Raw genomic sequence first — 17,883 nt, forward strand, 5'->3', positions numbered from 1 at the left:
TCAGGCTTCTAGAACTTCACTTCGATCGAGGCGTAGGTCGTCTTCACCGTCGCGGGGAACCCGTACTGCAGCATCGGGTTCTTGCTCAGGTCGTAGGCGTCCTCCCAGGACTGGCCGGGCATGGCGGGGCCAGGGGAGATGTGCCAGCCGCTGAAGGCGTGGCTGTACTTGTAGTCCAGGTAGCCCAGGCGGAAGGCGGCATTCTTGGCGAACTGCCAGTGGATGTAGCCCTCCCACACGTCGCCGCGGGTGCCGAGCTTCTCGGTGGCCTCGCCGGTGGCGGGGCTGTAGGTCCACCACCGGGGCGACCCGTGGTTGAACTCGACGCCGAAGCCGATCTTCTCGCTGGGGTCCCACCGGAAGCCGGCGTAGTAGGCGCTGGCGGTCTGGCTCTTGTTGGCATCGCCCAGGAGGCCGCCGAAGCCGGCGAGCTGCTGGGTCTGGCCGCCCATGGCCGCGGGCATGGTCCAGTAGGCGCCGTACTGGCTCATCTTGCCGTTGGGCAGGCTCTTGATGTGGCCGTAGCTGGCGAAGTAGGTGAAGCTGTCGCCCACCTTGTGCTTCCAGGTGGCGGTCCACTGGTCGATGTCACCCAGGTTGTTGGTGGCGGTGACGTACTGGATGGCGGGCATGCCGCCCATGCCGGGCATGGCGGGCACGGGGAAGTTGTTGGTGCTGCCGAAGGGGATGTCCGTGAGGTTGCCCATCCGGTTGTAGCCGATGTAGAGGTTGGTGCTCTGGACGCTGTCGCCGATCTGGAAGAGCAGAGGCATGTCGAACATGGCGCCCAGGACGGTGCTGTCCTTCAGGGGGCCGATGCTGTTGACCTGCAGGGTGGCCTTCTGGGCGTTGGGCTGGGTTGGGGAGGCCCAGTCGACGTTGGTGAAGTTGAAGCCCACGGGCGCGGCGCTGGACTTCACACTGCCGCCGCCGCCGAAGCCGGACTCATAGCCCACGCCGTAGCAGATGCCCAGCAGGGTGCCCTCGGGCAGGCCGATCTTGTCGAGCTGGAACTTGAAGCCGATGCCGTCGACCATGGCGTTCACGGCCAGGGCCTGGGGCGTGGCCTGGCGCTCGACGCCCTCCTTCACTTCGAACGGGGGGCCGTCCGAGGTGTTCTGGCGGCCGATGGAGAGGATGCCCACGGGGAAGTCGTAGACGAGGCTGGCGCGCTCGACGCGCAGCACATCCGTGCCGGGCACCTTGGCGCTGTTGAAGGAGTTCTGGACCGTGTTCGGGGAGCCGTTGAAGGTGGGCACATCGGCACCGCCGTGGACCTTGTACATCGTCAGGCGGCCCATGATCTTGGCGTGCTCGTTGATGGTGATGCCCATCTTGAGGCGCAGGCGGGTGGACCACTGGACGGAGTTGCTCCAGTCCTGGGCGGGCACCTGCTGGGTCAGCGCCATGAAGGGATAGGGATTGCCGGGGACGCCGGGGTTCTGGGCGAAGCCCATGAACTGGGTGTAGGGCTTGAAGTGCCACTCGCTGCTTTCAAAGCGGGTGCGGAGGTCGCCGCCCCACTGGATGTTGTCGCCGGCGACCTTGGTTTCGACCTTGGTCAGGCGCGTGTCGACTTCCTGCGCGGCGGCGGCCTTCTCTTCGACGGCCTTCAGCTGGACTTTCAGCTGTTCGATCTGTTTCTGCAGGTCCTGGTTGGACTGGGCGCTGAGGGCCGCGGGCGCCAGCATGGCGACGAGGGCGAACGCGATTCGGGAGTTCATGGTGGGAGTCTCCGGGGTGGGGTTTGGGGGCAGGGGGTGGAGGAAGAGGGAGTGGAGATCAGCCGCCGCAGGTTTCGGGCTGCGGAGAGTCGGATGCGTGATTCACGAGGAAGGTCTGCACGTCCTTGACCTGCTCGGGCTTCACGATCGAGTCGATCCGCTCGGCGCCCTTCTTGTGCTTGCCGGCGGCGAAATAGGCCTTCCACTGGGCCTGGGTCTTGGACAGGGGGGTGATCTCCTTGGCGCCGCCGCCGGCGGCATGGCAGGACTTGCAGCTCTTCTTGAAGAAGAATTTGCCCTTGGTGTCGCTGCCGCCCTGGGCGGCCAGCGACGCCGAGAGCGTGGCGATCACGGCGAGAAGCTTCAGGGTGTTCCGCATGGAGCACGTCCTTTCTGGGGAGAAGTGGGGGGGATGGCACCGACCGGGCAGGCCGAAGGCCCTGGACCCCGGGGATCCTGTGGGAGCTTGCTGTGGGCGCGCTAGGAGCGGCGCTGGATAGAGGATGAACGGGTGAATAACGAGGTCAAGTCGTTCGTGACCATGGTCACTAATAATTAAATAACCACTAAGTAATTTGATTCAAAACCTTCGATTGGCATGGATCTGGAACCTTCCATCAAGACCCGGCAAGGGCTGGTATCGTGTGATTCCGCGAGGCCTTCCATGGATCCATCCCGTCCCCTTCCCACGCCCGAGCAGGATGCCGCCGTGACCCCTGTGATGGGGACCGCGCTGCAGCGGCAGGTGCTGGTCTGCACTGCGAAGAGCTGCACGGCCAACGGGTCCGAGGCCGTGCTGGAGGCCTTCAAGGCCCAGCTGATCGACGAGAAGCTGCTCTTCTACAAGGGCAACCGCGAGGGCGAGGTGCAGTGCATCCACTGCGGCTCCGTGGGCTTCTGCGCCATCGGACCGGCGGTGCTGGTGTACCCGGACGGCATCTGGTACGCCCACGTCACGCCCGCCGACGTGCCCGAGATCATCGAGAGCCACCTCAAGGGCGGCGTGCCGGTGGAGCGGCTGGTGCGGAAACGGCTGGGCTGACGCGCCGACGGTCCTAGGCCTCGTCCTCGAACACGCGCCGCTCCTCCGGTGTGTCCACGTCCACCCACTCGGGCCCATCGCAGGGCAGGATGAGGTGGGGCAGGGACTGGGCCAGGGCCGTGAGCGACCGTGGCGTGGCCGTGGCGATGGCGGGCCGGAGCGCTGCGGCAAGCCAGCCGCCGAGGGGCTGGAGGCGGCCCCCATGCTGCGCCACGACCCAGTGGAGGGCCTGCGGGTCGGCGGCTTCGGCGCGATGAGCCCAGCCTTCGAGGCTCGCGGGGGTCCACCGCACCTGGTCGCAGGCCACCACCCACCAGCGGCGCACGGCGGGCTCCTCCAGCGCGGCCCAGGCCCGGAGCGCCTTGGCGGGGCCCTCGCGGGCATCCTCGATCACGGCGAGTTCCGGGCGGTCCGGCAGCGGGTCCCCGAGCACCCGGATGGGCGCTCCCGGGAAGACGGTCTCGAACACCTGGACGAGCCGCCCGCCCCAGGTGCCTCCCGCCGGGTGCGCCAGGGTGTGCTTGGCCGCTCCCATCCGGCGGCTCTGGCCCCCGCTCAGGAGCAGCAGCCCCGCGGTTCCAGGTTTCACCCGCCCACCTGCCACATGCCGTTGGCGAACTCCGGTTTCTGGCCGCGGCGCATCGGATGGCAGTCCAGCTTCTCGGTGAGGGTCTGCCGGATGAGGCGGGCCAGGTCCTCGTGGGAGGCGTGGTTCCGCAGCGGTTCCAGCAGGTCGACGGGCCTGTTCCCGAAGAGGCAGGCCTGCAGCTCGCCGCGGCTGGTGAGGCGCACACGGTTGCAGCGGTCGCAGAAATCGGCGCTGAGGGTGGAGATGACGCCCACCTTGCCCTCGCTGTCCGGCAGGCGGAAGATCCGCGCCGGACCCTCCTCAAGGCCGACCACCGGCTCCTCCTCCAGCGGAGCGCCGAGGCCCTCCTGGACGAGGCCGAGGATCTCGGTGGCGGGCATGAACTGGTCCTGCCCCCAGCCGTTGCCCTGGTAGGGCATGAACTCGATGAAGCGGACCTGGATGCCCTCGGCCTGCGCGAGGCGGGCCAGGGGGAGGATCTGGTCCTCGTTCCAGCCGCGCAGCACCACGGCGTTCAGCTTGGTCTTGAGACCGGCGGCGCGGGCAGCCTCGATTCCGGCCAGCACCCGGGAGAGCCCGTCCTTGCGGGTGAGGCGCTCGAAGGCTCCACGCTCGGCGGCGTCCAGGCTGATGTTCACGCCGCACAGTCCCGCGTCGCGCAGCCCCCGGGCGCGCCGGGCCAGGTGGAAGCCGTTGGTGGTGAGATGCACCCGACCCTCCACCTCCGGGCTGATGCCGGCGACGATGGTCTCCAGGTCGCGGCGCATCAGGGGTTCCCCGCCCGTGAGCCGCACCTTCCGGATGCCCAGGCTCGTGAAGACCTGCACGGCCTGGACCACCTCGTTGCGGCTCATGGCGGGCGGCTCCGCCCGCTCCAGGGCCCCGGTCCTCGGCTTGCAGTACACGCAGGCCAGGTTGCACTGCTCGGTCACGGAGACCCGCAGGTAGGTGATGGCCCGCCCCAGCCCGTCCTTGAGCCCGTCCTTCAGCCTCAGCATGCGGGGCGGCTGGTTGTTGGTGGGCATGGGGAAAGAGGAGGGCACGAAATCTCCGGGTCCACCCAGGATGCGCGGAATGCCCCGGCCCCGTCCGGGGATTATGCCCTTGGTCACAGGGGTGTCAGGGCTCCTGCAGGGGGAGTTCCACCTTGAACCGGGAGCCCCGGCCGGGTTCGCTGTCGATCTTCAATTCCCCCCGGTGGGCGTCGATGATGCTCTGGCAGATGGAGAGCCCCAGGCCCCAGCCGCGGGCCGCGTCGCCGACCTGGGTCTGCCGGAAGGGCTGGAGCAGTTCGTGGAGCTTGGAGGCGTCCAGCCCGCGTCCCGTGTCCCAGATCTCCAGGCACCAGGTCCGGGCGGTCCAGTCCACGGAAGACCTGATGCCGACCTGGCCGCCGGCGGGCGTGAACTTCAGGGCGTTCTCGAAGAGGTTCAGCATGACCTGATGGAGGGTGGCCGCATCGGCCTGGATGTGCGCCTGCTCCGCTTCCGGGGCGACCTCCAGGTGGAAGGCGAGGCCCTTGGCTTCGGCCTTGAGGCGCAGCACATCCTCGAAGCCCTCCGTGACTTCGGCCGGGACCGTGGGCACCAGCTTGAGGCTCTGGAGCAGCGCTTCGGAGCGGCTCTGGTCCAGCAGGTTCCGGACGAGGGTCTCGATGCGGTTCGCCTCGCGCTCCATCACGTCGAGGAGGTTCATGTTGGCGGCGGGGATCAGCTCGCGCAGGCGGTCCAGCGTGAGGAGGATGGTGGTGAGGGGGGAGCGGAGGTCGTGGGTGACCATGTCCAGCAGCTTCAGCCGGCTCTCGAGGCTGCGCTTGATCTGCTGGTGGGCGTGCTCCAGGGCGCGGTTCTGCCGGTCGAGCATGAGGGTCCGGCTTTCGATCGTCTCCTCGAGCTCGCGGGAGCGGAGGGCGACGCTGTGGCCGCGCCACCAGAGCGCCCAGGCGAGGAGGGCCAGCAGGCCGAGGCCGATCAGGCCCCGCACCAGCCAGCGCTCGTGCCAGGCTGGGCTGACGACGATGGAGACGGGGGCCGCCTCCGCCCAGGCCACGCCGTCGCTGGAGGCGCGCAGCCGGAAATCGTAGTGGCCGGCCCTGAGGTTCCGGTACTGGAGCGTGAGCCCCTGGCTCACGGGCCGCCAGCCTTCATCCACACCGTGGAGGTACGCCTGGTAGTGGAGCTGGGAGGGAACCAGGGGATCGCCCGTGTCGAAGCTGAGGTCGAGGAAATCCGGGCGCGGGGGGACTTCCGCCTCCCGGGGAAGGGCCGCGGAGCCGCCGGGCCAGCGCACATCGAGGAGCGTGGGCGGGCGCAGCGGCGCGTTGTGGAAGCCCTGGGCATCGCGGAGGATGCAGACGCCGCCGATCATCCCGATCCAGAGGCGCCCCTTGGAATCCAGCAGGAACCCGTCGTGGTTGGTCTCCTCGGAGATCAGGCCCTGGCTGCGGCTCAGGTGATGGAGGTTCCTGCCCTCCAGCAGGGTCACGCCCTTGTTGTGGCCGAAGGCCATGCGCCCACGCCCCACATCCGCGATGAAATTGATCCCCTCGTCCGGCAGGCCTTCGTTGAGCCCGAAAGTGGCCCACTGGCCATCCCGCCACAGGTGGAGGCCCTTCATGGTGCCCACCCAGAGCCTCCCGCGGGCGTCGATGGCCATGGCGGTCACGGTGGAGGCGGCGAAGGGCGCGTCCGGGAAGGCCCGCTGGAGCCTGCCCTCGGCCAGCTCCCACAGGCCGAAACCCGTGGCGAGCAGCAGGCGGCCCTCGTAGCGGACGATGTCGGACACGGATTCGTTGCCCGACTCGGGCGGGAGCCGGTGGTGGGCCAGGAGGCCCCCCTGGGCGTCGAGCTGGAACAGGCCCTGATCCGTGCCGGCCAGGATGCCGGTTCCGTCTCGGACCAGGGTCAGCACGGCCGCCTTCGACATCTGGGTCGGGCCTGCTACCGAGACCCGGCCGTTCCTCCAGCGGGCGAGGCCGCGGTCCGTGCCCACCCAGGCGCCGCCCGATCCATCCGGGAGCATGCCCCAGGTCTCGGTGGCCGGCAGGCCCTCGCGCTGAGTCCAGTGGCCGATGATGTTCCGCCCCTCTTCCACGAGGTAGACCCCGGTACTGGCGGCCAGCAGGTACCTGCCCGGAGCCAGCTCGAGGATCCCCGACACGGCGGCCAGGTCCCTTCCCCGGATCACGTCGGCGCTGTCCAGGGTCTGCAGCTCCGGCAGGGCCTGAGCCGCGAGCCCGTCGCCGTCGGATCCGATCCAGAGCACGCCGCGGCGATCCCGCATGGCGATGAAGATCCGGTCGCGGGGCAGCCCGGCCTCCGCGGTGAGCACCCGGGTGCGTCCGTCGGGTTCCCGCACCAGCACGCCGTCGCCGCCCAGGGAGATCTGGAACCCCTCGCCCTGCGGGTTGAAGCGGAGGCTGACCATGCGGGGGATGCGGGGAAGCCCGGCCAGGGCCTCGTTCACCCACCGGCCCCGGTCCATGCGGAGCAGGGCGCCGTCCAGCAGCAGCCAGGCCTGCCCGCGCGTATCCACCTGGAGGTCGCGGGCGCGGCCGCCGGGATGTTTGGTGGAGAGGGAATACATGCGGAGGCCCTGCGGATCCCATCTCGCCACGAGGTTGTCGCGCCCGAGGATCCACACGCCCCTGGCGTGATCCCGGGCCAGGCGGAAGATCGGTCCTCCGGGCCAGGGCGCGGGCAGCTGGACCGGGACGAACCGGCCCTCCTCCAGCCGGAACAGGCCCTGGCGATTGCCCACCAGTACGCGGTCCTGGTCATCCAGCCCCAGCGTCCGGCCCTCGAAGGCCTCCACCTCCTGGTCCAGTCGGTAGTTCAGGACCGTCTCGCCGCGGATCTCGGAGACACCCTCCTGGCTGCCCACCCAGATGCTGCCCGAGGGGGATTCCAGGAGCGTGTGGATGAAGAGGGCCTTGAGACCCTGGGGACCGGCGAAGGTCCGGAAGCCCGAGGCCCCGAGACGCGCGACGCCGCCCGTGTTGGTGCCCACCCACAGGAACCCGTGCCGGTCCTCGACCATCGCCGTCACCTGGCTCTGAGGCAGGCCATCCCGCAGCCCGAACCGCCGGAAGGCCGGCTGCTGTCCCGCGAGGGGCGGGAGGATGCCGGCGAGACCCAGCCAGAGCCAGGCGAGCAGGGGGCGGAGTGGGCGCATCGGGGGAAGATTCCGTCGTGTCTAAGGAGGATCATCGGCGCGACGGGCGCTCTCCGTGATCCTTGGGAGGCATGGGACTATGAAAGCATGCTTGTGGACGCGCATTGCCATCTCACGGGGACCTACCTGGCCGAGGACCAGGTGGAGGACACCCTTGCGCGCGCTCGCGCCGAAGGCGTGACCGGCTTCATCGCCGTGGGTACCGATCTTGAGGACTCCCGCACGGTGCTTGAGCTTGCGCGGCGCCTTCCCGGTGTCCAGGCCAGCCTGGGGGTGCACCCCCACGAAGCCAAGACCTGGTCTCAGGATACGGGAGCGGCCCTGGCGGCCCTGGCGCTGGATCCCGCCGTGCGCTTCGTGGGCGAGACCGGCCTGGACTGGCACTACGACCTGAGCCCCCGGGACGAGCAGGAGGCGGTGTTCCGCGCCCAGATCCGCCTGGCCAGGACCTTGCGGAAGCCCCTCATGATCCACACCCGGTCCGCGCCGGAGGCCACCCTGAGCATCCTGGAGGAGGAGGGCGCCGACGCGGTGCGGGGCATCATCCACTGCTTCAGCGAGGACCGGCCCTTCGCGCAACGGGCCCTGGACCTGGGCTTCTACCTGAGCTTCTCCGGCATCGCCACCTTCAAGAAGGCCGAGGCCGTGCGGGACGTGGCGGCCTGGGCCCCGGCGGACCGCATCCTGGTGGAGACCGACGCGCCGTTCCTGGCGCCGGTGCCCTACCGGGGCAAGCCGAACGAGCCGGGCTTCGTGCGGTTCACGGCCGAGGCCGTGGCTGGGCTGCGCGGGATCTCCTCCCTCAAGCTGGCTGAACTGACCACCCGCAACCTGGAGGCCCTGTGCGGCTGGGCGCCCTCTTCCTGATCAGCGCGGCCCTGGCTGCCGCGCCCCCTTCCGAGCCTGTGGCTGCGGCCCAGGGACACCCGGGCCTGCCCTGGGAGCGGGCCTCCCCCCTCGCCTGGCAGGCGGAGCCCTGGGTGGCCCCCGCCACGGAGGCGGGCCTTCCTGCGGCGTCGGCGGGGCCCATGACCGTGCTTCTGACCGGGGACGGCACCCTGCGCGTCAGTGATGCCCGGGGCCTGATCCGCCTGCTGGCGGGCCTTCCGGGGCGGCCCCTGCGGACCTGGCGGGACGGCGGCGTGCCGCTGGAGGCCGCCTGGGGCACCTGGGGCTTTCCCACCGATTCCCCGCTGGCCCAGGGCCTGGGCGGGCTCCGCTGGGGTGCCGAGGACTTCAGGCCCTTCCTTCGGGGCCTGCTCTGGGTGCTGGAGGATGGCGAAGGCTTCCTGACCGTGGTGCATCCCGCCACGGCCCGGCTGGTCCACCTGCCTCTGCCGCCGGGCCGCGATCTGCGGATCCGGTTCCTCCCGGACCGGCTGGAAGTGGCCGCGGGGGACGTGGAGAAGGGCGCGCCGCGCCAGTGGTCCATTCCCTGGATGGGGCTGCTGCCCCGTCTGGCGGCCCTGGGCCCCCGCCCCGACCCCCCCAAGGTGGGGACCGCCCTCGCCCCTTTCCCCAAAGACTGAGGACTGAACACTGGGGACTTAGCAAACTGGCACGACCCTGGCTCACTACCCCCCGGAACCGATCCTGTAGGCGTCGGCATCCAATCCAGCGGAGGTCCCATGAACGCGTCCTTCACCCATTCCCGTCTTGCCGCGGCGCTGCTGCTGCCCGCAGCCTTCGTGAGTGCCGCCCCCCAGGCCCCGGTGGACGATGAGACCTACCAGGGCGAGTCCCCCGAGCGCTATGCCATGGTGCGGGCCCTGGAGGGGGATGTCCGCATCCGCAAGGGCGACCTGGATGAGACCCTGAGCCGCGGCACCCCCATCGCGGAAGGCGATGTCGTGGAAAGCCGCGGTCGTGGCGTTCTGCAACTGGGAGATGGCACCCGCATCGCCTTCGGCGGCGCCACCCGCTTCACCGTCGCGGCCCTCTTCACGGACCGGAAGGGCGAGAAGCAGGTCCTGCTCCGCCTGGACTACGGCCGGCTGCGCGTGCTGCTGGGCGGGCAGTCCGATGCCCGGTTCCGCGTGGACACCCCTTCGGGTAGCGCCACCTGCCTCGACAGGGGCGCCTTCACGGTGGAAGCCGAGCGGGACAAGGTGGTGCGGCTCAAGGTGCATAGCGGCCGCGTGACTTTCGCCAACGAGCGCGACGAGAACCGCATCGTCGCCGGTGAGCGCCTGACGGTGTACAGCCCCCAGGACAACCTGGACCGGGTGCGCGGCTTCAACACCTACGAGGGCGACGACTTCGACCGGTGGAGCGAGCGGGCCCTGGTGATCCGGCGCGGCGAGAGCTGGGACCGGGTGCCTGCCGAGATCCGCTACTACGCCGATGACCTGGACGGCCACGGCCGCTGGGTCGAGTCTTCCGAGTTCGGCTGGGTCTGGCAGCCCAACGGCGTGGCTGAGGACTGGCGTCCCTACTACGAGGGCCGCTGGGCGCCCTACTCCGGAGGCATGACCTGGGTGTCCGACGAGCCCTGGGCCTATGTGGCCTACCACCACGGCCGCTGGCACTGGAGCCTCGGTGTGGGCTGGTTCTGGATCCCGGGCGTCTACTACAGTCCCGCCTGGGTGGCCTGGAACTACACCCCCGGCTACTACGGCTGGGCGCCGCTCGGCTACTACAACACGCCCTGCCACTGGGGCTACGGTGCCTGGGGCGGCGGCTACGCCTGGAACGTGGTGTCCGTGAACTACATCAACGTGGTCAACGTCCGCGGACACATCTATTCGGACGTCAACGTCATCCGCAACTTCAACGGGGCCACCGGCAGCACCACCTGGACGGGCCAGGGCGGCCGCGACCTGCGGGCGCCATGGCAGCGGTCCCCCCTGGTCGTCTCCCAGGCCGAGTTCCGGAGCCCCGGCCAGATGCAGACGGCCTTCCAGCGCGACGTGAACCGCCAGCGCCTGGCGAACTATGAGCGCCAGGCCCAGGCCGCCACGGGCCGCACCATCATCCGCCGCGAGGCTCCGCCCGCCGCCACCGTCCGTCCTGGCACTCCCGCCGCCGCGGGCCGCCCCGGCGCCCCCGCAACCGGTGCCGGTGTCACGCGCGTGCCCTTCGAGGATCGCGGCCGGGCCCAGGGCGCCGAGCGCCCCGTCTCGCCCCGGGAACGCGGCTTCGAGGATCGCCAGCGGGACCGCGGGCGCGAGCTGCCCGCCCAGGACCGTCCGGCCACCCAGGCCACCCCGGCACCCAGGGACCGTGGCGCGGAACCCCGCGGACGGGTCGAGGACCGCCGGCCGGATCCCACCCCCCGGGAACGCACCGTGGAGCCCCGGCCTCGCGGGGAGGAACGTCGCCCGGACCCCGCCCCCCGGGAACGGACCTACGAGCCCCGGCCCTCCCAGGAACGCCGCTATGAGCCCGCCCCCCGGGAGCGTGCCGTGGAGCCCCGGCCGCGGGTCGAGCGGGAGGAACGCCGGCCGGACCCTACGCCTCGGCCCGTGGAGCGGGAGTCCCGCCCCGCGCCTCGGGTCGACCCGCCCCGCGAGGAGCGGCGCGAGGAACGGCGCGAAGCAGCCCCCGAGTCCCGTCCCGCCCCGGCGCCCACACGGCCGTCCGGCGGTGAGGGGCGAGGCGAAAGCCGTGGTGGCGGCCGCGAGATCCGGCGCTGACCAACCACCTCTGGAATGCAGAACGGGCCCCGACGGGGCCCATTCTGTGATTGCCGCCGCCTAGCGGTGGCGCAGGCGTCAGATCACCTCGACCGGATAGCTTCCCTTCTGGATCAGTTCCGAGGCGATGCGTCCCCGCAGCCGGGCGCTGCTGGTGGGGTGGAACTCGGTGAAGGCCTTCACGCCGGCCAGGGCGTGGCGCAGGGCCTCGCCCTCCACCACGTCTGCGCAGAGCATGCGGGCGTCGCCATGGACCTTGTGCCAGCTCTCGTTCACGTAGAGCTCGGTGATGTCGCGGGCGATCTGGGCCCAGCGGTGGCCGGACTCCACCATGCGCTCGGCGCGCACCACGGCGCTTTCCATGGCGTAGATCTCCATGAGCATGTTGCTCATGCGGGCCATGACCTCCTGGTTGTCGATGAGCTTCTGGCCCAGCACCTGCACGGCGAGCCCGGCCGCCAGCATGCACTGGCGCTTGCTCAGCTCCACGCCGTGCTTCAGGCGCGCCAGGGGGCCGGTGAAGGCCTCGGGCTTGATCGGGTTGGAGATCTCCTTGGCCACCTGCTGGCCGAACTGCATGAGGGGCAGGTCGCCCTTCATGGCGCGCTTCAGCAGGGTACCGGCGATGAGGAGGCGGTTGATCTCGTTGGTGCCTTCGAAGATGCGGTTGATGCGGCAGTCGCGCAGGGCCTTCTCGGGCGGGTACTCGGCGCTGAATCCATAGCCGCCATAGGCCTGCACGGCCTCGTCCGCCACCGAGAACAGGGCCTCGCTGGCCCACACCTTGGAGATGCTGCACTCGATGGTGTACTCATCGATGGCGGCCATCTTGTCGGCGCCGGCGGTGGGGCTGTCCCAGCTGGTGGCGTGGAGGGCCTCGTCGATGTAGCCGGTGGTGCGGAAGTTCAGGGCCTCGCAGACGAAGATCTTGGTGGCCATGTCCGCCAGCTTCTGCTGGATGAGGCCGAAGGAGTTGATGGGCTTGCCGAACTGCTGGCGCTCGGAGGTGTACTTGATGGCGTATTCCAGGATCCGCTTCATGCCGCCCTGGCTGCCCACGCCCAGCTTGAAGCGGCCGATGTTGAGGATGCCGAAGGCGATCTTGTGGCCCTTGCCCAGCTCGCCCAGCAGGCGGTCCTTGGGGATCCGGCAGTTCTCGAGGATCACGGTGCGGGTGGAACTGCCCTTGATGCCGAGCTTCTTCTCCTCGGCGCCGGTGCTGATGCCGGGATCGTTCTTCTCCACGATGAAGGCGCTGAACTGCTGGCCGTCCACCTTGGCGAAGATGATGAAGACATCGGCGAAACCGGCGTTGGTGATCCACATCTTGGTGCCGTTCAGCACCCAGGTGTCCCCGTCGAGCACGGCCGTGGCCTTGGCGCCCATGGCGTCGGAGCCGCTGCCGGCCTCGGTGAGGGCGTAGGCCGCCAGCCACTCGCCGGAGGCGAGCTTGGGCAGGTAGGTCTTTTTCTGGGCTTCGGTGCCGAAGTAGACGATGGGCAGGGTGCCGATGCCGGTGTTGGCGCTGTAGCTGACGGCGAAACTGCCCTGCTTGCTCATCTCCTCGAGCACGAGCATGGCGGACCGCTTGTCCACATCCATGCCCTCGTAGGCCTCAGGGATCTCCAGGCCCAGCAGGCCCAGCTCACCGGCCTTCTTCATGAGCTCGATGGTCAGCGGGAGGTTCAGCTTGTCGATCTCCTCGTCCCGGGGCAGGACCTCGCCCTGGATGAAGTCCCGGGCGGCCCGGGCGAATTCCTTGGCGTCGTCGCCGAATTCCTCGGGAGTGAACTGGGGCATGGCCCCGATGGGGGTCAAAAGGAAACTGCCTCCCTTGACCTGCTCTGCAGCGGTGGTGCTCATCTCTGTCCTCCAGATTGGGTAGGGATCACGATGGGCGGCGTCGCGACTCTTGCCTAGCCTCTACCTCCGGTCAATGCGGCCCTACTCTGGTTCAATAGAAAGACCCAGGAGGTTGGATGCCGGAAGGCAGGCAAGTGCAGCAGATGTTCTCGGCCATCGCCGGGAGGTACGACGTCCTGAACCACGTGCTTTCCGGCGGCGTGGACTTCTGGTGGTGGTGGCGCATGGCCCGCCGCTCCGGCGCCGGCCCGGGGAAGCGCTTCCTGGACGTGGCGGCCGGCACGGGGGACTCCAGCCTGGCCCTGGCCCGCCGGGGGGCCGAGGTGGTCAGCACGGACTTCACCCATGCCATGCTGCGCCTGGGGCCCGCCAAGTTCGCGAGGAAGGGGCTGGCAGGCCTGATCTGGGCCTCCAGCGACGCGGACGCCCAGCGGCTGCCCTTCCGGGACGCCCGCTTCGACGGGATCACGATCTGCTACGGCATCCGCAACGTGGAGGACCGGGCCCTGGCCTACGCGGAGTTCCTGCGCGTGCTCAAGCCCGGCGGGCAGCTCACCATCCTGGAGTTCAGCGCACCCGTGTTCCCCTGGCTGAGGGCCTTCTACGACTGGTACAGCCACCGCGTGCTGCCCCGCATCGGCGCCTGGATCAGCGGCGACGCATCGGCCTACACCTACCTGCCGGAGAGCATCCGGGCCTTCCCGGACCAGCGGGCCCTGGCCGCCGAGCTGGAGGCCGCAGGCTTCCGGCAGGTGGGCTGGACGAACCTCACGGGCGGCATCGTCGCCCTGCACACGGGGATCCGATAGAGGGTCAGCCGATGGGGTACCGCCCCTGCTCCATGAGGGCCTGGGCGATGCGGTTCCGCAAGGCCGACAGGGGCGCCGGCGCCGGGGCGCGCATGGCGAGCAGCTCCGCCATGAGCGCATCCAGTTCCTCGCCGGAGGCCAGCTCGCCGGCCAGCATGCGGGCTTCAGACTGCACGCGGTTCCAGGCCTCCTGCGCATAGACCTCGGCCAGATCCCGGGCCAGGGCCGCCCAGCGGTGGCCGGCGGCCGCCATCTTCCCGGCGCGGACCACGGCCGATTCCATGGCGTAGAGCTCCAGCAGCAGGTTGCTGATGTGGGCTGCGGCCTCCTGGTTGTCGAGGATCTTCGGGCCGTGCTCCGCCTGGGCCCGGGCGATCACTTTGAGGGCGCGGGCCTTGGCCAGGGCCACGGTGGCCTGGAGGGCGTCCTCAGGCAGGGCGGGGGGCGTCCCGGCGGCCTCGGCCAGGGGCAGGCCGTCCGTGCCGCCGCAGCGCTTGAGGAAGGTGCCCGCGATGAGCAGGCGGTTGATCTCGTTGGTGCCCTCGAAGATGCGGTTGATGCGGCAGTCGCGGTAGATCTTCTCGGCGGGGTACTCGGTGCTGAAGCCGGCTCCGCCGAAGGTCTGCACGGAGTCGTCGGCCGTGGCGAAGAGGGCCTCGCTGCCCCACACCTTGGACATGGAGGCCTCCACCGCGTACTCGTCGATGGCCTTCATCTTGTCGGCGCCGCCGGTCTCGCTCTCCCAGCTGGTGTGGGCCAGGGCGTCGTCCAGGTAGCCGATGGTGCGGAAGCTCATGCTCTCGCCCACGAAGATCCGAACGGCCATGTTCGCCAGCTTCTGCTGGATGAGGCCGAAGGCCGTGAGGGGCTTGCCGAACTGGGTGCGCTCGCCGGCATATTTCAGGGTGTATTCCAGCACCCGCTTGCCGGCCCCGACGGAGCTGGCGCCCAGCTTGAAGCGGCCCACGTTCAGGATGCCCAGGGCGATGCGGGCGCCCTTGCCCTTGCCGCCCAGCAGCCGGTCCTCGGGGATGCGGCAGTTGTCGAGGATCACGGTGCGGGTGGAACTGCCCTTGATGCCCAGCTTCTTTTCCTCGGCCCCGGTGCTGATGCCGGGGTCGGTCTTCTCGACGATGAAGGCACTGAGGTGGCTGCCGTTGATCTTGGCGAAGATCACGAAGACATCGGCGAAGCCCGCGTTGGTGATCCAGGCCTTGGTGCCGTTCAGCACCCAGTGGCCGTCCTGCAGCACGGCGGTGGTCTTGGCCCCCAGGGCGTCGGAACCGCTGCCGGCTTCGGTCAGGGCGTAGGCCGCGCACCACTCGCCGCTGGCCAACCTGGGCAGGTACTTGGCCTTCTGCTCGTGGCTCCCGAAGTAGACGATGGGCATGGTGCCGATGCTGGTGTGCGCGGTGTAGCTGGTGGAGAAGCTGGCATGCCGGGCCATCTCCTCCAGCACCAGCAGGGCGGTCTTCTTGTCCAGGTCCAGGCCGCCGTAGGCCTCGGGCACCTCCATGCCCAGGATGCCCAGGTCCCCGGCCTTGGCCAGCAGGTCGCGGGTGAGCTCCAGGTCGAGGCGGTCGATCTCCTCGTCCCGGGGCATGATCTCGCCGTTCATGAAGTCGCGGGCGGCTTCGGCGATGGCCCGGGCCTCCTCGCTGCTCTCCTCGGGGGTGAACTGGGGCAGGGTGCCCGCGGGGTGGAACATGAAACTGCCGCCGCGCACGGCAAGGCTGCTGGTCTCGGCCATAGAGGACCTCCCGACCTCCTGATCATCTACCCGGAGTCAGGCCCCCTCCAGCGGGGAGTGGGGGATCTGGGTCACAAGTTGGGTGCCCTCAGAGCAGCCGCTTCTGCCCCTTGGGGTGGCTCAGGACCACCTCCTTCACCCGATGGATCCAGCCCGGGCGGTTTCCGGGCTCTAGGCGCTCGAAGGGGATGGACCGCTCCTCCAGGAGCTTGTCCACCAGCTGGTCGATGGATTCGGCGAAGAAGGTGTCCGTGTCCCGCACGCCGTCCGCCGCCAGATGGCCAGTGAAGGGCACCTTGAAGAGCAGGTCGTAGCTCTTCATCCAGTGGTGCATGAACCGCTCGATGGGCAGCTGGCGGCCGAAGGCCAGCATCATGTAGGCGTAGTTGTCCAGCACGCTGCGGTCGCAGACCACCGCGTCGTGCTGGCTGCCGGAGCGGATCTCCTCAGCCATTTGCGTCAGGAAGATCCAGGTCTGGGCCTCCAGCGAGGTCTTCTGGTTGATGGGCAGGGGGGAGAGCCGCGCGACCTCCTTCACGATGTCCACGTGGACCCCCTCCCGCTTGAGGGCCGCGGCCAGCTCGTAGCAGAGCGTGGTCTTGCCCACGCCGTGGGTGCCGATGAAAGCGATCTTCATGCGTCCAGTATCTCCGGGGACGATGCGCTGGGGATGTGCCCTCCATCACCTTGGAGGGTCAGCCGCCCTGGTCCCGCCGGGCCCTTATTTCCTCCCGGAACCTCTGGGCGCAGTCGGGGCAGACACCGTGGGTGAAGGTGGCCTCCGTGTGCTCGGACAGGTAGGTCTCGATCTGGCTCCAGTAGCCGTGGTCGTCGCGCACCTTCTTGCAGCTGCTGCAGATGGGGAGCATGCCGCTGAGCTGCTTCACATCGGCCAGGGCCTGGGTCAGGCTCTGGATCAGCCGCTCCCGCTCCACTTCCAGCCGCTTGCGCGCGGTGATGTCCCGGGTGACCCCCTGGAAGCCGAGTAGGCGGCCATCCTCGCCCCACACCAGCCGCCACTGGGCCTCAATCTGGAGCTCCCGGCCATCCTTGTCCTTCACGGTGGCCTGGAGCAGGTCGCCCTCGAAGGGCTGGGAGCCGGGAGGGAGCTGGCGGGCCTTCTCCATGCGCTCCCGGAACATTTCATTGCCCTTCCTGGAGAGGGCCCGATCCTCCGGGCTCAAGGCCATGAACTCCTCGGGGGTCCAGCCGCGCTGGCGGAGGATGGAGGGGCTGATGTAGGTGAGCCGGCCATCGGGATCCATGGACCAGATGACGTCCGTGGCGTTCTCCGCCAGCAGGCGGTACCTCGCCTCCTGGGCGGCCAGGCGCTCCTGATCCGCCATCTGGCGGATCCACGAGGCCCGGGCCTGCCAGCCCAGGGCCAGGGTCAGCGCGGCGAGCCCCAGCACCGCCGCGATGGCGAAGGCGACCTGATGGCGCCAGGCCTGGAGGTACTCCCGCTGGGCCAGGCCCACCAGGATGTAGAACGGGGGGTGATCGGTCTTCCGCAGGCTGTAGGTGCGCCGGAGACCGTCGACGACCGAAGTCTCCGTGAACTGCACTGAGGCGCGGTTGGACCGGACCGCCTCCAGGTAGGCGCCGGCGACGCGGGTGTCGCCGGTCAGCCGCTGGCGGCCCACGAAGTCGGGGTAGCGGACGAGCAGGCTCAGGTCCGTGCCCCGCAGGGACACGGAGCCCCAGCGGCCCACGTCCACCTGGGACATGGTCCGGGCCAGCTGTTCGGTGGGAAGGAGGGCGAAGACCGCGCCGGCGAACCCGCCTCCGGTGCGTTCCAGCCTGCGGGCCAGGATGAGATGCCAGGTTCCGTCCGGGCTCCGGACGGGCCTGGAGATGAGCAGATCCGGCGCAGGGTTGGCTTGCAGCTGGTGGAAGAAACCCTGATCGGCCACGCTCGGGTCGGTGGGGGCCGGGGCGGCGTGGAGGATTCTTCCCGAGGCATCGGCGACCTGGAGGGAGGCCAGGATCTCGGCCCGCTGGAACTGCAGCCGGACGAGGTTGCCGAGGCGGCCCTGGGAGTCGTGGCCGGCTTCATCCTGGATCGACTGGATGGTCAGATCGATCCTCTGGATCGTGTCCTCCACGCTGCCTTCCAGCACCTGGGCCAGATTCTGGGTGGCCGATTCAGCCCGCTCCACATAGTGGCGGCGGCTGAGGGCCAGGACCCAGATGGCGGCGACCACCAACACCAGGTTGAACAGGACCAGCAGCGCCCCCATCGCCTTGATGAAGGTAGACGGCGTGGCGCGCAGGAATCGGCGGGCGTCGTTCATGGCG

Annotated in this window: 14 protein-coding genes; 5 read left to right on the top strand and 9 right to left on the bottom strand. The window is 69.5% G+C overall.

Annotated elements, in window-relative coordinates; translation table 11 throughout:
- Positions 1-8 precede the first annotated feature (8 nt).
- Both QSJ30_RS01925 and QSJ30_RS01930 read right to left on the bottom strand, forming a co-directional pair.
- Complete coding sequence (locus tag QSJ30_RS01925; RefSeq protein WP_285606097.1) at positions 9-1,724, bottom strand: DUF3373 family protein; 1,716 nt, start codon at positions 1,722-1,724, stop codon at positions 9-11.
- Positions 1,725-1,782: 58 nt separating this feature from the next.
- Complete coding sequence (locus QSJ30_RS01930; RefSeq protein ID WP_285606098.1) at positions 1,783-2,103, bottom strand: c-type cytochrome; 321 nt, start codon at positions 2,101-2,103, stop codon at positions 1,783-1,785.
- 285 nt (positions 2,104-2,388) lie between these two features.
- On the opposite strand from QSJ30_RS01930, the gene QSJ30_RS01935 reads away from it, so the two are divergent.
- Positions 2,389-2,766 (top strand): (2Fe-2S) ferredoxin domain-containing protein, encoded by a 378-nt coding sequence (locus QSJ30_RS01935; RefSeq protein WP_285606099.1) that lies wholly within the window; start codon positions 2,389-2,391, stop codon positions 2,764-2,766.
- 13 nt (positions 2,767-2,779) lie between these two features.
- Here QSJ30_RS01935 and mobA read toward each other — a convergent pair whose 3' ends face one another.
- The 3 genes from mobA to QSJ30_RS01950 all read right to left on the bottom strand — a co-directional run bounded on the left by mobA (position 2,780) and on the right by QSJ30_RS01950 (position 7,528).
- Positions 2,780-3,355: a molybdenum cofactor guanylyltransferase gene (mobA, locus tag QSJ30_RS01940; protein WP_285606100.1), complete on the bottom strand. Its 576-nt coding sequence runs from the start codon at positions 3,353-3,355 to the stop codon at positions 2,780-2,782.
- Positions 3,352-4,398 (bottom strand): GTP 3',8-cyclase MoaA, encoded by a 1,047-nt coding sequence (gene moaA, locus QSJ30_RS01945; RefSeq protein ID WP_285606101.1) that lies wholly within the window; start codon positions 4,396-4,398, stop codon positions 3,352-3,354. Before moaA ends, mobA begins: the two co-directional genes overlap by 4 nt.
- A gap of 76 nt (positions 4,399-4,474) precedes the next feature.
- Positions 4,475-7,528, bottom strand: a complete 3,054-nt coding sequence (locus QSJ30_RS01950) for a sensor histidine kinase (RefSeq protein WP_285606102.1) — start codon at positions 7,526-7,528, stop codon at positions 4,475-4,477.
- Between the two features lie 87 nt (positions 7,529-7,615).
- On the opposite strand from QSJ30_RS01950, the gene QSJ30_RS01955 reads away from it, so the two are divergent.
- From QSJ30_RS01955 to QSJ30_RS01965, 3 genes are all read left to right on the top strand, one after another.
- Positions 7,616-8,395, top strand: coding sequence for a TatD family hydrolase (locus QSJ30_RS01955; RefSeq protein ID WP_285606103.1), 780 nt, complete (start codon positions 7,616-7,618; stop codon positions 8,393-8,395).
- Entirely contained in the window at positions 8,371-9,057 is a 687-nt protein-coding gene (locus QSJ30_RS01960) for a hypothetical protein (RefSeq protein ID WP_285606104.1), read from the top strand. The genes QSJ30_RS01955 and QSJ30_RS01960 overlap by 25 nt, the downstream gene beginning before the upstream one ends.
- A gap of 99 nt (positions 9,058-9,156) precedes the next feature.
- Positions 9,157-11,163 (top strand): DUF6600 domain-containing protein, encoded by a 2,007-nt coding sequence (locus QSJ30_RS01965; protein WP_285606105.1) that lies wholly within the window; start codon positions 9,157-9,159, stop codon positions 11,161-11,163.
- 78 nt (positions 11,164-11,241) lie between these two features.
- Here QSJ30_RS01965 and QSJ30_RS01970 read toward each other — a convergent pair whose 3' ends face one another.
- A complete protein-coding gene (locus tag QSJ30_RS01970) occupies positions 11,242-13,026 on the bottom strand; it encodes an acyl-CoA dehydrogenase family protein (RefSeq protein WP_285606106.1) in 1,785 nt (594 codons plus the stop codon).
- A gap of 116 nt (positions 13,027-13,142) precedes the next feature.
- On the opposite strand from QSJ30_RS01970, the gene QSJ30_RS01975 reads away from it, so the two are divergent.
- Positions 13,143-13,835, top strand: coding sequence for a class I SAM-dependent methyltransferase (locus QSJ30_RS01975; RefSeq protein WP_285606107.1), 693 nt, complete (start codon positions 13,143-13,145; stop codon positions 13,833-13,835).
- Positions 13,836-13,839: 4 nt separating this feature from the next.
- On the opposite strand, the gene QSJ30_RS01980 is transcribed toward QSJ30_RS01975, so the two are convergent.
- From QSJ30_RS01980 to QSJ30_RS01990, 3 genes are all read right to left on the bottom strand, one after another.
- The gene (locus QSJ30_RS01980; protein ID WP_285606108.1) at positions 13,840-15,585 is read right to left on the bottom strand and encodes an acyl-CoA dehydrogenase family protein; all 1,746 of its coding nucleotides are present in this window, start codon (positions 15,583-15,585) and stop codon (positions 13,840-13,842) included.
- An 88-nt stretch (positions 15,586-15,673) separates the two neighbouring features.
- The gene (locus tag QSJ30_RS01985) at positions 15,674-16,222 is read right to left on the bottom strand and encodes an ATP/GTP-binding protein (protein WP_285606109.1); all 549 of its coding nucleotides are present in this window, start codon (positions 16,220-16,222) and stop codon (positions 15,674-15,676) included.
- A 58-nt stretch (positions 16,223-16,280) separates the two neighbouring features.
- A complete protein-coding gene (locus QSJ30_RS01990; protein WP_285606110.1) occupies positions 16,281-17,879 on the bottom strand; it encodes a PAS domain S-box protein in 1,599 nt (532 codons plus the stop codon).
- Positions 17,880-17,883 lie beyond the last annotated feature (4 nt).

The organism is Geothrix edaphica (assembly GCF_030268045.1).
GTDB classification, from domain to species: Bacteria; Acidobacteriota; Holophagae; order Holophagales; family Holophagaceae; genus Geothrix; species Geothrix edaphica.

Excerpts from the sequence above, each read along its gene's own strand:
- QSJ30_RS01990 (WP_285606110.1), bottom strand. The coding sequence starts at position 17,879 with ATGAACGACGCCCGCCGATTCCTGCGCGCCACGCCGTCTACCTTCATC.
- QSJ30_RS01965 (WP_285606105.1), top strand. The coding sequence starts at position 9,157 with ATGAACGCGTCCTTCACCCATTCCCGTCTTGCCGCGGCGCTGCTGCTG.
- QSJ30_RS01935 (WP_285606099.1), top strand. The coding sequence starts at position 2,389 with ATGGATCCATCCCGTCCCCTTCCCACGCCCGAGCAGGATGCCGCCGTG.
- QSJ30_RS01980 (WP_285606108.1), bottom strand. The coding sequence starts at position 15,585 with ATGGCCGAGACCAGCAGCCTTGCCGTGCGCGGCGGCAGTTTCATGTTC.
- QSJ30_RS01975 (WP_285606107.1), top strand. The coding sequence starts at position 13,143 with ATGCCGGAAGGCAGGCAAGTGCAGCAGATGTTCTCGGCCATCGCCGGG.
- QSJ30_RS01930 (WP_285606098.1), bottom strand. The coding sequence starts at position 2,103 with ATGCGGAACACCCTGAAGCTTCTCGCCGTGATCGCCACGCTCTCGGCG.
- QSJ30_RS01925 (WP_285606097.1), bottom strand. The coding sequence starts at position 1,724 with ATGAACTCCCGAATCGCGTTCGCCCTCGTCGCCATGCTGGCGCCCGCG.
- QSJ30_RS01985 (WP_285606109.1), bottom strand. The coding sequence starts at position 16,222 with ATGAAGATCGCTTTCATCGGCACCCACGGCGTGGGCAAGACCACGCTC.
- QSJ30_RS01955 (WP_285606103.1), top strand. The coding sequence starts at position 7,616 with ATGCTTGTGGACGCGCATTGCCATCTCACGGGGACCTACCTGGCCGAG.
- QSJ30_RS01970 (WP_285606106.1), bottom strand. The coding sequence starts at position 13,026 with ATGAGCACCACCGCTGCAGAGCAGGTCAAGGGAGGCAGTTTCCTTTTG.
- QSJ30_RS01950 (WP_285606102.1), bottom strand. The coding sequence starts at position 7,528 with ATGCGCCCACTCCGCCCCCTGCTCGCCTGGCTCTGGCTGGGTCTCGCC.